9 protein-coding genes are annotated in these 13,661 nt (G+C 74.7%); 2 read left to right on the forward strand and 7 right to left on the reverse strand.

Annotation, left to right across the window (positions count from 1 at the left end):
- Nucleotides 1-5 precede the first annotated feature (5 nt).
- From ACZ4QV_RS08150 to ftsE, 3 genes are all read right to left on the reverse strand, one after another.
- Complete coding sequence (locus ACZ4QV_RS08150; RefSeq protein ID WP_361144973.1) at nucleotides 6-1,202, reverse strand: S41 family peptidase; 1,197 nt, start codon at nucleotides 1,200-1,202, stop codon at nucleotides 6-8.
- A 67-nt stretch (nucleotides 1,203-1,269) separates the two neighbouring features.
- Nucleotides 1,270-2,181 carry a permease-like cell division protein FtsX gene (gene ftsX, locus ACZ4QV_RS08155; RefSeq protein ID WP_361144975.1) on the reverse strand — a complete coding sequence of 304 codons (912 nt, stop codon included), beginning with the start codon at nucleotides 2,179-2,181 and terminating at the stop codon, nucleotides 1,270-1,272.
- 32 nt (nucleotides 2,182-2,213) lie between these two features.
- Complete coding sequence (gene ftsE, locus ACZ4QV_RS08160; RefSeq protein ID WP_467762688.1) at nucleotides 2,214-2,903, reverse strand: cell division ATP-binding protein FtsE; 690 nt, start codon at nucleotides 2,901-2,903, stop codon at nucleotides 2,214-2,216.
- A gap of 295 nt (nucleotides 2,904-3,198) precedes the next feature.
- On the opposite strand from ftsE, the gene ACZ4QV_RS08165 reads away from it, so the two are divergent.
- Nucleotides 3,199-3,387 (forward strand): hypothetical protein, encoded by a 189-nt coding sequence (locus tag ACZ4QV_RS08165; protein WP_125056037.1) that lies wholly within the window; start codon nucleotides 3,199-3,201, stop codon nucleotides 3,385-3,387.
- 166 nt (nucleotides 3,388-3,553) lie between these two features.
- On the opposite strand, the gene ACZ4QV_RS08170 is transcribed toward ACZ4QV_RS08165, so the two are convergent.
- From ACZ4QV_RS08170 to ACZ4QV_RS08185, 4 genes are all read right to left on the reverse strand, one after another.
- Complete coding sequence (locus tag ACZ4QV_RS08170) at nucleotides 3,554-4,483, reverse strand: hypothetical protein (RefSeq protein ID WP_361585620.1); 930 nt, start codon at nucleotides 4,481-4,483, stop codon at nucleotides 3,554-3,556.
- A 390-nt stretch (nucleotides 4,484-4,873) separates the two neighbouring features.
- Entirely contained in the window at nucleotides 4,874-5,986 is a 1,113-nt protein-coding gene (gene prfB / locus ACZ4QV_RS08175; protein ID WP_361144982.1) for a peptide chain release factor 2, read from the reverse strand.
- Nucleotides 5,987-6,088: 102 nt separating this feature from the next.
- Nucleotides 6,089-7,435 (reverse strand): serine/threonine-protein kinase, encoded by a 1,347-nt coding sequence (locus ACZ4QV_RS08180; protein WP_361144985.1) that lies wholly within the window; start codon nucleotides 7,433-7,435, stop codon nucleotides 6,089-6,091.
- A 249-nt stretch (nucleotides 7,436-7,684) separates the two neighbouring features.
- Nucleotides 7,685-9,484, reverse strand: coding sequence for a serine/threonine-protein kinase (locus ACZ4QV_RS08185; RefSeq protein ID WP_361639650.1), 1,800 nt, complete (start codon nucleotides 9,482-9,484; stop codon nucleotides 7,685-7,687).
- 477 nt (nucleotides 9,485-9,961) lie between these two features.
- Here ACZ4QV_RS08185 and ACZ4QV_RS08190 point away from each other — a divergent pair, with 477 nt between their 5' ends.
- On the forward strand, nucleotides 9,962-13,402 hold the full coding sequence (locus ACZ4QV_RS08190; protein WP_361585627.1) for an FtsK/SpoIIIE domain-containing protein: 3,441 nt from the start codon (nucleotides 9,962-9,964) through the stop codon (nucleotides 13,400-13,402).
- The last annotated feature ends 259 nt before the right edge of the window (nucleotides 13,403-13,661 follow it).

Here is a 13,661-nt window from a genome sequence, read left to right on the forward strand (position 1 = left end):
TCGCACTACGCCCCGCCCCCGAGGCCACTCAATACCGTGCGGGCGCGGGCCGGGGCGTCGTCCTCGGCGATCAGGTCGGGGGTGATGCCGTGCTCGTCCACTTCCCGCCCCGACGGCATGCGGTACCGGCCGACGGTCAGCTCGGCGACCGAGCCGTCCGACAGCTCGCTGGGCAACTGCACCGAGCCCTTGCCGAAGGTCGGGGTGCCCACGACGACCGCACGGCCGCGGTCCTGGAGCGCCCCGGCCAGCAGTTCGCCGGCGCTCATCGTGCCGCCGTCCACGAGCACCGCGAGGGGGATGTCCGGGTCGCCGCCGCCCTTCGCGTACAGGGCGCGCTGGCTGCCGCGTACGTCGTACGTGGCGACCAGGCCGCCGTCCAGGAAGGCGGAGGCGGCGGTGACCGCCTCGGCCACCAGGCCGCCGGTGTTGCCGCGCAGGTCCAGCAGCACACCACCGCGCGGGGAGGCCGTACGCACCGCCCGGCGGATCTCCTCGCCCGTACCGCTGGTGAAGGCGCCGACCTTGACGCGGGTGGGCCCGTCCGGGCCGTCGGGGCGGTCGGTGATCACGTTCTGGTCCCGCAGGCGGGCCCGGCGCAGGGTCTCGGTCCACTGCCGCGTGCCGCGCCGCAGCTCCAGGACGACGCTGCTCCCGGCGCCCGGCGCGGGGCTTCCGGCGGCCGGTCCGGCGTCGCCGCGCAGCCGCGCCACGACCTCGGTGACCGGACTGCCCCTGGAGGCCACACCGTCCACCGCGCGCAGGTCGTCGCCGGGGCGCAGGCCGGCCGCCGCCGCGGGGCTGCCGGGCCGTACCCGGGAGACCAGGGCGCGGCCGTCCGACGCCTGCCGGAGCCACAGGCCCACGCCCACGTACTCGCCGCCGAGCTCGCGCTGGAAGTCCTCGTACTCGCGGGCGGAGAACGCCGTGGACCAGCGGTCACCGCTGCGGCTGACGACGTCGTCCGCCGCTCCGGAGCCGTCCGGGTGCGGCCCTGCGTGCCGGCCGGCGCGCGCCGGCCGGTGGCCGCGGCCGGCTCCGTCGGCCGCCCGCCCGGACACCTGCTGCCCGTCCGCCGGGGGCCCGGTCTCCTTCCAGGTGCCCGCCGCCGCGCCGGTCGCCAGCACGCTCACGAAGACCAACGTCAGGGCCGCCCCGCGGCGGCTGCGGCGGGGCCGGACGAACAAACTCGGGCCCGTCATGCCGGTGAGTGTAGGACAGAAAGAAGCGCCGTACGGGGAGTTGACCGTACGGCGCCCTTGGCATACGTCACACCTTGAGGTACTTACGGAGCGCGAAGAACGCGGCGAGCGCCGGCATCAACAGGCCGATCAGCAGCACCAGTGGCAGCACCGCGACCACCGAATCCCAGCCGATGAACTTGATGACCAGAATCTTCGTGGCCAGCCAGTTGTTGATCAGCACCCACTTGCCGCCGACGATCAGCACACACGCGAACACCGCTCCCAGCAGGCCCGCGATGGCCGCCTCCAGGATGAACGGCATCTGGATGTAGAAGCTGGACGCGCCCACCAGCCGCATGATCCCGGTTTCCCGCCGCCGGCTGAACGCCGACACCCGCACGGTGTTGACGATCAGCATCAGCGCCACCACCAGCATCAGCGCCATCACCACCAGCGCGGCGATGTTCATCCCGTTGAGGAGATTGAACAACGGCTCGATGGTGTCCCGCTGGTCCTGCACCTCCTGGACGCCCGGCCGCTCCGAGAACGCCGATTTGATCACTTCGTACTTCGTGGGGTCCTTGAGCTTGACCCGGAAGGACTCCGGCAACTGGTCGGGGGTGACCAGGCCCGCCACGGGCGTGTCGCCGAACTGCTCCTTGTAGTGCTTGTAGGCCTGGTCACTGGACTCGTACTGCACGCTCTGCACGATCGGCAGCCGGTCCAGTTCGGCCTTGATGTCGTTCTTCTGCTGCTCGGTGGCCGCGCCCTTGGCGCAGTGGGAGCCCGTCTCGGCGTCGTTCTTGTTGCAGAAGAAGATGGAGACGTTGACCTTGTCGTACCAATAGCCCTTCATCGTGCTGACCTGGTCGCGCATCAGCAGCGAGGCGCCGAACAGGCCGAGGGAGAGGGCTACGGAGACGATGACCGCGAAGGTCATCGTGAGATTCCGGCGGAGACCGACGCCGATCTCCGACAGGACGAACTGGGCGCGCATGGCGTCCTTTCAGTGCTGGGGGCCGTACACGCTTAGTGCTGGTAGCCGTACACGCCGCGCGACTGGTCACGCACGAGCCGGCCCTTTTCGAGTTCCATGACGCGCTTGCGCATCTGGTCGACGATCTGCTGGTCGTGGGTGGCCATGACCACCGTCGTACCGGTCCGGTTGATCCGGTCCAGCAGCTTCATGATGCCGACCGAGGTCTGCGGGTCGAGGTTGCCGGTGGGCTCGTCCGCGATGAGCAGCAGGGGCCGGTTGACGAACGCCCGCGCGATGGCGACGCGCTGCTGCTCACCGCCGGACAGCTCGCCCGGCATCCGGTCGTCCTTGCCGCCGAGGCCGACGAGGTCGAGGACCTCGGGGACCGTCTTGCGGATCTGCCCGCGCGGCTTGCCGATGACTTCGAGGGCGAAGGCGACGTTCTGCCCCACCGTCTTGTTGGAGAGCAGCCGGAAGTCCTGGAAGACGGTGCCCACCTGGCGCCGCATCTGCGGCACCTTCCAGTTGGAGAGCTTCGCGAGGTCCTTGCCCAGTACGTGCACGGCGCCATGGCTGGCACGCTCCTCCCGCAGGAGCAGACGCAGGAAGGTGGACTTACCGGAGCCCGAGGAGCCCACCAGGAAGACGAACTCACCGCGCTCGATCTCCAGGGAGACGTCCCTGAGGGCGGGGCGGTTCTGCTTCGGGTAGGTCTTGGAGACGTTGTCGAATCGGATCACTGATGCACCACGGTCGACCTGGGTAGCGGCACGGGATGCCCCTGTTGGGGCTCCTGTCGGTGAGCGTGACCCTACGCGAGTCTCGCGCGAAGGCGCAGTCGCCGTTCGGGGTTGGTGCGTTTATTCACGGCATCTACGGGGACAAAACGAGCACATTCCGGCCCAGAGGCGCGCACAGGTCCGCGGAAGAGGCCGGAAGGCGACCGGGGCGCGCCGTTCCGACGGCGAGCTGGCAAAGTGGTAGGGGGAACCATCGGGGTCCCTTGCGCGTTGCAGCGGTTGAGGAGGAGGTCGCATGACGTACGACCGGCTGGTGTGCGCCAACTGCGCGGCCCCTGTGAACGAGGGCCGCTGCCCCGTCTGCCGGGCCAGCAGGGAACGGCTTCAGGAGAACGGGCTGTTCGGCCAGGTGACGCCCGCTGCCGTGGTGGCGCTGCTGGTGGCGCTGGTCGCGCTCGCGGTGCTGCTGCACCAGGCCGCCTGAGGCGGCCCGGGGCCCGGGGGCTCGTGTGACGCCTCGCGTACGGAGCGTTGCCGCACCCCGGCGCATCCCGCACACCGGGGACTGAAGACACCGAAGGGCCCGGAGCGCTGCTCGCGCTCCGGGCCCTTCGTCATGCGCTGCCCCGGGTGCGGGGCGGGGCCTGGTGTCAGGCCGCGGCCGCGCCGCCGTTCTTGTTGATCAGGCGCGGCATCAGGCGGAAGCCGATGCCACCGGCGATCATCGTCGCCGCGCCGACGAGCAGGAAGGTGGTGCCGGAGGCACCGGTCTCCGCCAGCTCGCCGCCCTTGGCCTGCTGCTGCGGCTGGCCGGGCGTGTCCACGATCTGCTGGCTGCCCTCGCCGGGCTGCTCGATCGGCTTGCTGCCCTCGTTGTCGGTACCGGTGCCGGTGCCGTCGTCGCCGCCACCGGTGCTGCCGGTGGAGGAGCCGCCGGTGCTGCCGGAGCCGCCGGTGCTCCCGGTGGAGGAGCCGCCGGACTGGCCGCCGTTTCCGTTGCCACCGGTCTGGCTGCCGCTCTGGCCACCGGTCTCGTTACCGCCGGTCTGGCTGCCCGACTGGCCACCGGTCTCGTTGCCACCGGTCTGGCTGCCGGACTGACCGCCCGTCTCGTTACCGCCGGTCTGGCTGCCGCTCTGGCCGCCGTTCTGGTTGCCGCCGGTCTCGTTGCCACCGGTCTGGCTGCCCGACTGGCCGCCGGTCTCGTTACCGCCGGTCTGGCTGCCGGACTGACCGCCCGTCTCGTTACCGCCGGTCTGGCTGCCGCTCTGGCCACCGGTCTCGTTCCCACCGGTCTCGGAACCACCGGTCTGGTTACCGCCGGTCTCGGAACCACCGGTCTCGCTGCCACCGGTCTCGGAACCACCGGTCTCGCTGCCGCCGATCTCGCTGCCGCCGGAGTTACCGCCGCCGAAGAGACCACCGAAGAGGCCGCCGATCGCGCCGGAGCCCTCGGCACCCGCCGTCGTCGGCTCGTTGCCGACCGCGGAGGCCGCGCCGGCCGCGGTGAGCGACGCGCCGGCCGCGATGACCGCGCCGGCCGCAATACGCGCTACACGCAGCCGCGTCTTTTTCGTCATGTGCTGCTACCCCCAGTAGCTCTACTCATCCATGGAGCATCGCTGTTCGGGGCAGCGGCCGACCCGGGTAGGCGAGTCGCAGCACCGCCCTGCGGCCGTTGCACTCAGTTCCCCGTTCACACGCGCGCCCCAGACATACGCATGCCGCGTACCACCCTTCCCAGTTCTCACATCATCGTCAAGGTCAAATAAAGGCGCGATGACCGAATTGAGAGGAGTTGCGGGGTCCATGGACGTATGACTGTGACCAAATTGCCACACGACCCAACGGCAGCAAAAAACAACTGCCGCTCAAAAAGCGGCAGTTGTTTTCACAGAAAATCCATACGGCCTTCAGTCGCGGCTTACCGGTTTATCGACTCACCGACCTGCCGGCTGCGGACTGTCGGCCTACTTTCCCTGTTCCTGCTGCTTGCGCCAGCGGATGCCCGCCTCCAGGAAGCCGTCGATGTCACCGTCGAGCACGGCCTGCGGGTTGCCGACCTCGAACTCGGTGCGCAGGTCCTTGACCATCTGATAGGGGTGCAGCACGTACGACCGCATCTGGTTGCCCCAGGAATTGCCGCCGTCGCCCTTGAGCGCGTCCATCTTGGCCTGCTCCTCCTGGCGGCGGCGTTCGAGCAGCTTCGCCTGGAGGACGTTCATCGCGGTCGCCTTGTTCTGGATCTGCGAGCGCTCGTTCTGACAGGAGACGACGATGCCGGTCGGGATGTGCGTCAGACGCACCGCGGAGTCGGTCGTGTTGACGCCCTGGCCGCCGGGGCCGGAGGAGCGGTACACGTCGACGCGCAGCTCGGACTCGTCGATCTCGATGTGGTCGGTCTGCTCGACCACCGGCAGCACCTCGACGCCCGCGAAGGACGTCTGGCGGCGGCCCTGGTTGTCGAAGGGCGAGATGCGCACGAGGCGGTGGGTGCCCTGCTCGACGGAGAGGGTGCCGTAGGCGTACGGGACCTGGACGGCGAAGGTGGTCGACTTGATGCCGGCCTCTTCGGCGTACGAGGTCTCGTACAGCTCGGTCTTGTAGCCGTGCCGCTCGGCCCAGCGCAGGTACATGCGCTGGAGCTTCTCGGCGAAGTCGGCGGCGTCCACGCCGCCGGCCTCGGCGCGGATGTTGACGACGGCCTCGCGGGAGTCGTACTCGCCCGACAGCAGGGTGCGGACCTCCAGCTCGTCGACGGCCTTGCGGACGTCGGCCAGCTCCTTCTCGGCCTCGGCACGGGTCTCGTCGTCACCCTCGGCCTCGGCGAGCTCGAAGAGCACACCGACGTCGTCGACCCGGCCGCGCAGCTCCTCGGCCCGGCGCAGCTGGCCCTGGAGGTAGGACAGCCGGCTGGTGATCTTCTGCGCGCTCTCCGGGTCGTCCCAGAGGGACGGCGCCGCTGCCTGCTCCTCAAGCGCGGCGATATCGGCCCTCATCTTGTCGAGGTCCAGGACGGCCTCGATCGACCCCATGGTCGAGGAGAGGGACTTCAGCTCTTCGGATACATCGACGACTGCCACGCACCCCAGCCTAACGGCTGCCGCCGCCTGCGTGCCCCGAGCCTCGCGCCGCTCGTCGGGCGGCGGCGCGAGGAGGCCGGCGGGGCGGGGTGTCGCCGGAGGTCAGCGCGTGGGCCGTGGGGTCGCCGCCTCGGAGTGCCGGACGTCCGGCTTGGCGTCCTCGCCGGAGTCGCCGTGCTGGGAGGCGAACCAGCCGCCCAGCCCGGCGGCGGCCACCACCGCCGCCGCGGCCAGCCCCAGTTTCACCCGGCGGCGGCGCACCGCCTCGCGGTGCCGGGCCGAGCCGGCCCGGGGCTCGCCCGCGGCGCGCGGGGCGCGGGCCGTGCCGTGCGCGCCGCCCGCCAGCTCGTCCGGGCCGGGGACGCGCATGCTCGTGTGGGTCTCGCGGTTCGAGTCGGGGGCGGCCGAGCCGTGGACGAGCGGTACGGCGCCGCGCGGGCGGGAGCCGCCCGGCGCGACCGGCGGGTAGAGGGCTTCGTCGTACGCCCCCGGAGCGGACCCGGCGGCACCGGAGACGTACGGGCCGGTGGCGGTGTCCGGCGCCTCCTCGGCGGCCTGGTCGCTGTCGGGCTCGTCGATGTCCAGCGGCGGGTGGCCCGCCAGGCCGGGCAGGATCTCGCGCAGCCGGGCGGCCAGCTCGGGGGCGCGCAGCCGGGAGGCGGGCGCCTTGGCCAGGCACTGCAGCAGCAACTGCCACAGTTCGTCCGGGATGCCGGGCAGCGGTGCCACGGCCTCGGTGACGTGGCGGCGCAGCACCGCGCCGGGGTGGCCGCCGCCGAACGGGGTGAAGCCGGCGAGCATCTCGTACAGCACCGTGGCGAGCGCGTACACGTCGACGGACGCGCGCGGCGGCAGGCCCTCGATGATCTCGGGCGCGAGGTAGTCGGGTGTGCCGATCACCTTGGCCGCGCGCAGGTTTCCCGCGGCCGGGGGCTGCGGGAGGGCGCGGCGCGGCGTGTCGACGAGGCGGGCGATGCCGAAGTCGGTGAGGAGCGCGGGGTGGGCGCCGCCGGGCCCGAGCGGCCCCTGCATGTCCAGCAGGACGTTCTCGGGCTTGACGTCGCGGTGCACGACGCCGGCCTTGTGGGCAGCGGCGAGGCCGTCGGCCACGTCGGCGGCGACGGCGACGGCGGCCTCCGGGGCGAGCCGCCGCTCCCGCTCCAGGCGGGTGCGCAGGTCCGTGCCGCGTACGAGGTCCATGACCAGGGCGAGGTCGTTGCCGTCGACGACCAGGTCACGCACGCCGACGACGTGCGGGTGGTCCAGGCCCAGCAGCGCCGCGCGCTCCTGGACGAAGCGGCCGACCAGTTCCTGGTCGGCGGCGAGGTCCTCGCGCAGCAGCTTGATGGCGACGGGCCCCTCGGGCCCGTCGCCGAGCCATACCGTGCCGGCACTGCCGCGGCCAAGGATCTGGTGGGCGGTGTACCGGCTGCCGATCTTCCGTGCCAAGACTGCTCCGACGTGTCGGGCCCACTGAGCGTCCTCAGGGGGCTGAAGGTGGCGTCAAAGCTACGCGGGTGCCGGGGGGTTCCGTGCCCAGGATGGGCCCAGGTGTCACTTCTGTGGGGGAAATCGCCCCCTGGAAGTCGACAAATCCCCTTGGTCACCGTGCCGGACGCGGGCACCGCGCTCCCCCCGACGGGCGCGCCGGGGCCGTCCCGTGCCGCCGGAGGCCACCGGCGGCACGGGAACCGGACGTCACTTGAACCAGGTGCCGACGTCGTTGAAGAAGTCCCGGACGCTGCCGATGACGTCGCCGATCTGTTCGAAATAGCCCTTGGTCGTGCCGATCCACTCCTGGAGCGGCGAGAACTCCCAGACCGCCCAGCCGCCGACGAACAGGATCACCAGGACGAACAGACAGCCCTTCAGGCAGCCCAGGCCCGGGATGCGCATCGGGTTGGCGCTGCGCTGCCGGGGCTCGCGGCGCGGCCGGGGCTCCCGCTCCCGGGGCGGCGGCTCCGGTTCGTAGCGCTGGGGCGGCGGCTGCTGCCGGCGCGGCGCCTGCTGGGGCTGGCGCTGCGGCGGCTGGTAGGGCGCGGGGGCCTGCTGCTGGTACGGCGCGGGCGCCTGCTGCCGGTACTGCGGCGGCGGCTGCTGGTACTGCGGCGGCGGCTGCTGGTACTGCGGCGGCTGCTGGGGCTGCTGCTGCGGCTGCGCGGGCTGGCGCTGCGGGCGGCGGCGCAGCGGGTCCTGGCCCGGGTCCATGTACTGCGTCTGCTCGTTGCGGTCCCGGGCGGCCCGCATCTGGGACTCCCACGGGTGCGGGCCCTCGGGCCGGCCACCGGGCGGACCCGGCGGTACGGGAGGCATCGCGCGGGTCGGGTCGGCGCCGTTCGGGCCGTACCCCTGGCCCTGGTTCTGGCCCTGGCCCTGGTCCCGGCCGCCGGGGCCGGAGGAGGAGAGGAGCTGAGTGGGGTCGGCGTCCGGGCCGCCGGGCGCGCCCTGGCCGCCGGTGGACGGCAGCACGCTGGTCGCCGCCGCCGGGTCGTAGGAACCGCCGGTGGACGGCAGGACCTGGGTGGGGTCGGCGTCGCCCGTACCGCCGGTGCCGGTACCGGGCACCGTGGCGGGGGACGGGTCCGGCGCCAGCAGCGCGGCGACGCCGAGCGCGGCCTCGGCCTGCGCGGGGCTCGCGTGCACGCCGATGCCCGCGGCGACCGTGCGCAGCGCGCGGGCCAGGTTCTCGGCGCTGGGCCGCTCGCCCGGCTCCTTGCTCAGGCAGCGCTCGATGACCGTCCACAGCGGCTCGGGGACGGTGGACGGGCGGCGCGGCTCCTCGCTGAGGTGGCGGTGCAGCACTTCGAGGGCGCTGGCGCCGCCGAACGGCGGGCGGCCGGTGACGAGCTCGTACAGCAGGATGCCGGCGCCGTAGATGTCCACGGCGGAGGTCTGCGGGCGGCCCTCGGCGGACTCCGGCGCCACGTAGGCGGGGGTACCGACGAACTCGTGGGTGCGGGTCAGGCCGGGCGAGTCCGCGAGGCGCGCGATGCCGAAGTCGGTGAGCATCGGGTGCAGCTCGGCGGTGTCGCCCTCGCCGGTCCCCTTGAGCAGGACGTTGGCGGGCTTCAGGTCGCGGTGCACCACGCCGTCGGCGTGGCTGGCGGCCAGCGCGTCGGCGATCTGGGCGGTCAGCAGAGCGGCCGCGACGGGGCTGAAGGGGCCGTTGTCGCGGAGGTGGCGGTGCAGGTCGGGGCCGTCGACGAGGTCCATGACCAGGGCCAGCAGATCGCCCTCGACGACCAGGTCGCGGGTGCGGACGATGTTCGGGTGGGTGAGCCGCAGCAACACCGAGCGCTCGCGCAGGAAGCGCATGACGACGTCCGCGTCGTGCGCCAGCTCCTCCTTGAGGACCTTGATCGCGACCGTCTCGCCGGGCTCCCCGGCCACCGCGGCCTCGGCTCCGGCCGTCTCCCTCTGACGGGCACGCCAGACGGTGCCCGTGGCGCCGCGTCCCAGCGGCTCCTCAAGCAGGTACTTGCTGCCTACCGGCCGCACGTGCGCTCCCTGGTCGTGATCGATCCTTGCCGGGCCGGTGGGTCGCAGCGGCCCGTCGCCCCACTGTAGTGCCGCCGTACGGGCCGTACGGCGGGACGATAGGGCGGGGCTCGGGGGAAAGACGCGCATTCAGGACGGATGGTTGCGAGCGCGCCGTACTCGGTGTCCACGTCAGGCCGAACAGCGAACACCGATGATCGAAAACCGGCCGTTCGCGGTGCTCGATCAGGTGCTTTTCCGCCCGGGGACGACCGATCAAGATCACTGAGTGATGGTCGGCGGGCGTGTTGTCAGTGGCAGGTGCGAGGATGCACCCAGCATGGAAGCGGTGGGGGTGCGGGGCCTCCGTCGCGCGCGTGCGGCGCGGGAGCACGATCCCCGCGCCCAGGGACTTGTACGTGCCGAGTGTCCGGGCGCGGCGGGGGAGGTCACCGGGCCCCTGCCGAACGGTCCGGGCGGAAGGGACCGCTGACGGCGATGCAGATCCGGCTGACCGTCCTCGGGCCGCGCAGCGGCCACCCCACGCGGGCCTGCGACGTCCTCGTCACGGCCCCCGCCGGGACGGCGCTCGCCACGGTCGCGGGCGGCCTCGCGGCCGCCGTGGCCGGGTCCGGCGCGGACATCGGCAGCAGCACCAGCGCCGGCAGCGGCAGCGGCAAAGGTGGTGCCGCCGCCGGCGGCTCCGGCGGCCCCGTCGTGCTGTACGCGGGCAGCGAGCGGCTGGACCCGCAGCGCGCGGCCGTCGGCGAACCCCCGCTGATCGACGGCGCGGTGCTCTCCCTCGGCGCCCCCGGCCCGGCCCCGGCGCACGGCCTGCCGCACGGCGCGCCCCGGCTGCGGGTCGTCTCCGGGCCGGACGCCGGCGGCGTCCACCTCCTGCACGGCGGCCAGGGCGGCGCCATCCGCGTCGGCCGCTCCGCCGAGGCGGACGTGCCCCTCGACGACCCGGACGTCTCCCGGCTGCACTGCGCGGTGACGGTCGAACCGGACGGCGCGGTGCTGGTCGCCGACCTCCGCTCGACCAACGGGACGGCCGTCGACGGCGCCGAGGTCGGCGAGCGCCCGGTGCCGCTGCCGCCCGGTGCGCTGCTGCGCATCGGCGAGTCCGCGCTGCGCCTCCAGGCCGCGCCCGCCGAGCCCGACCCCGCCCTGGTGTGCGCGCCCGACGGCGAGGGCCGGCTGCGCGTCTCCCAGCAGGACGCCGCCGCCCCGGGAGGCCGGGGCGCCGGGCATTCCGGCGCGCCCGCCGTCCCCGGCGCGCGGTCCGCCGCGCACGACCAGGACGCCCGGCGGCCCGGAGTGCCGCAGCAGGACTCCCGGCGCCCCGGAGTGCCGCACCAGAGCGTCCCCGCCGCTCCTCTCGCGACGCAGAGCGTCACGGCCCCCGCCCCCGCTCCGCACACTTCCGCGCCGCGCACCCCCGCCGCGTACGGCGACCCGCGGCCGCCCGAGGAGCTGCCCGCCGCGTACGACAGCCCGGCGCGCCGCGGCACCCCGCTGCGCGGCACCCCGTACCCCGGCAGCCCCCAGGAGCACTACGCGCCGTACGGCCCGGACGGCGCCGGTTCGGAGCCGACCCACGGCGGCGGACAGGACGGGCAGGTTCTGGCCCCGGCCGAGGGGCACGATCCGCGCCAGGAGGAGCCGGCCCCCAAGGCCGCGCGCCGGGGCGGCCTGGGGGCCTGGGCCCGCCGGCTGACCGGCGCCCGGCCGGCCGACGGGCGCGCCGGAAGCGGCCCCGCCCCCGCGCCGACCGTGTGGCAGGAGCAGCAGCGGCAGTCGCAGGCAGCGGCGTCCGGCGCGGCGGACCGGGCGGACGGGCCGGCCGGCGGGTGGCTGAGCCCCGAGGCCGCGGACGAGCGGTGGCCGGACCCGGCCACGGTGCTGCTGACCGCGCTCGGCCCCGGGCCCCGGCTCTGGGAGCGCGGCCCCGACCACCCGGACGCGCTCACCGTCCGGCTCGGCACGGCCCCGCAGGACGGCGGCCGGACCGCCGCGCCGGTGACCGTCGAGCTGCGCAAGGCGGGCGCCCTGGGCCTCGCCGGGCCGCGCGCCCGGCTCGGCGGCCTCGCGCGCGCCGCCGTCGCGCAGCTCGCCGCCCTGCACTCCCCCGCCACCCTGGAGATCGTGCTGGTCAGCACGGACCGTGCGCGGTCCCTGGAGGACCGGCTGGCCGACTGGTCCTGGCTCGGCTGGCTCCCCCAGGTGCGCCCGGCCCACGCCCAGGACTGCCGGCTGCTGCTCGCGTACGAGAAGGAGCAGGCGACGGCTCGTACGGCCGAGCTGGCGCGCCGCCTCGACGACGGCCCGCTGGGCCCGCACTGGGCCGGTGCCGACCGCGCCGCCGTCGCCTCCGCCGCCGCGCGCTACAACGGCCCGTACACCCTCCTGATCGTGGACGGCGACCCCGGTTCGCCGGCGCTGCGCGAGACGACGGCCCGGCTCGCGGCGAACGGCCCGGCGGCCGGCATCCACGTGCTGTGCCTGGCCGAGACGCCCGCCGCCACCCCGGCCTTCCCGCTGGCCGCGACGTACGAGGCGGCCCGCGCGGCGTCGCCCGCGTTCGGCGAGTGCGGCGCGGTCGCGGTGCTGAGCGGCGACGTCGCCACCGCGCTGCGCGTCGTCCAGCCCGGCTCCGGCCCGAACGGCACGGTCGCCGCGGTCGACGCGGTCTCCGGCGCCTGGGCCGAGCGGTTCGCGCGCGCCCTCGCGCCGCTGCGCGAGGCGGACACGGGCGACGGCCTCGGCGGGCGCCCGGCGCGCAGCGCCGCCGTACCGCTGCCGGACACCTCCCGGCTGCTGGACGAGCTGGGCCTGGCGCGGGCCACCCCGGCCTCCCTGATGGCCCGTTGGGCCGCCGCCTCGGACCCCGGCCGGGCGGGCGCCGCCGCCGTGCTGGGCGCGGGCCCGCGCGGGCCGCTCTGCGCCGACCCGGCCACCGACGCCTGCCATCTGCTGGTGACCGGCGGCCCGGGCAGCGGCAAGACGGAACTGCTGCGCTCGCTGGCCGCCTCGCTCGCCGCCGCGGACCGCCCGGACCTGCTCTCCCTCGTCCTGGTGGACGGCGCGGGTCCGGAGCGGGGCGAGGGCCTGCTGCTGTGCACGGACCTGCCGCACGTGACCACCCATCTGACGGCCTCCGACCCGGTGCGGATGCGGCAGTTCGCGCAGGCGCTCAGCTCCGAGCTGAAGCGGCGCGCCGAGACCCTGGCCGGCACGGACTTCGCCGACTGGCGGGCCCGGCACCTCCCGGACCCGCGCACCCCGGCGCCCCGCCGCCCCGGCGAGGGCCCGTCCGGCGCCCCGGCCGCCGAGCGGGACACCACCTCGACGGGCACCCTGCGGCTGCGGGCGCGCAGCGCCTCCGGGGGCGGTGGCGAGTCGCCGGCGCCGCAGGCCGCGCCGCTGTCCCGGCTGTTCGTGCTGGTCGACGACTTCGACGCGCTGGTCGCCCCGGCGCTGGGCAGTACGGGCCGCCCGGCGGCCGGTTCGGTGGTGCGGGCGCTGGAGGCGGTGGCCCGGGACGGTGTGGCGCTCGGCGTGCACCTGATAGCGGCCACCGGCCACCCGGACCGTACGGCCGACACGGCCACGGACCGCGCGGCCGGACTGCGCGTGGAGCTGGGCCCGGCGGCGGACGCGGCCGAGCCGGTGCCGCCCGGGCGCGGGCGGCTGCACCGCGCGGCGGACTCCTCCGTCACCCCGTTCCAGGCCGGCCGGGTGACCGGACGGATACCCCGTACGTCCACGCTCCGCCCCACGGTCGTACCGCTGGAGTGGGAGCGGATGGGCGATCCGCCGGCCCGCCGCCCGCTGCGCGAGCTGGGCAACGGGCCGACCGACCTGGCGCTGCTGGCGAGCGCCCTCCAGCGGGCCGCCCAGTCCTCCGGCGCGCCCGCCGCCCCGCCGCTGCTCTGACCCCGTCGCCTGTCCCGCAGCCGGTGTCCCGGCCCGGCACGCCCGGCCCGGCACGCCCGGCCACCGGCGCCCAGGCGTCCGCGCGCGGCTCCGGCTGCCGTGCGCGGCACGATCGTGAGGTGTACGCGAGGGGTAACGGGCCGGTCACGAAAGGCCAGTTGGGGCGGGAGGCGGTATTGCGGGGCCGGTGCTCCGGGCGTAGGACTGTGCCCGGCGGACCGTCGCACGGCGCGGACCGCCACTCGGCGCTCGGTGCACC

This window comes from Streptomyces sp. NPDC026394 (assembly GCF_055567735.1).

Bases quoted from the DNA above. Each gene is read 5' to 3' on its own strand.
- ACZ4QV_RS08190 (WP_361585627.1), top strand. From the start codon at position 9,962: ATGCAGATCCGGCTGACCGTCCTCGGGCCGCGCAGCGGCCACCCCACG.
- ACZ4QV_RS08170 (WP_361585620.1), bottom strand. From the start codon at position 4,483: ATGACGAAAAAGACGCGGCTGCGTGTAGCGCGTATTGCGGCCGGCGCG.
- ACZ4QV_RS08150 (WP_361144973.1), bottom strand. From the start codon at position 1,202: ATGACGGGCCCGAGTTTGTTCGTCCGGCCCCGCCGCAGCCGCCGCGGG.
- ftsX (WP_361144975.1), bottom strand. From the start codon at position 2,181: ATGCGCGCCCAGTTCGTCCTGTCGGAGATCGGCGTCGGTCTCCGCCGG.
- ACZ4QV_RS08165 (WP_125056037.1), top strand. From the start codon at position 3,199: ATGACGTACGACCGGCTGGTGTGCGCCAACTGCGCGGCCCCTGTGAAC.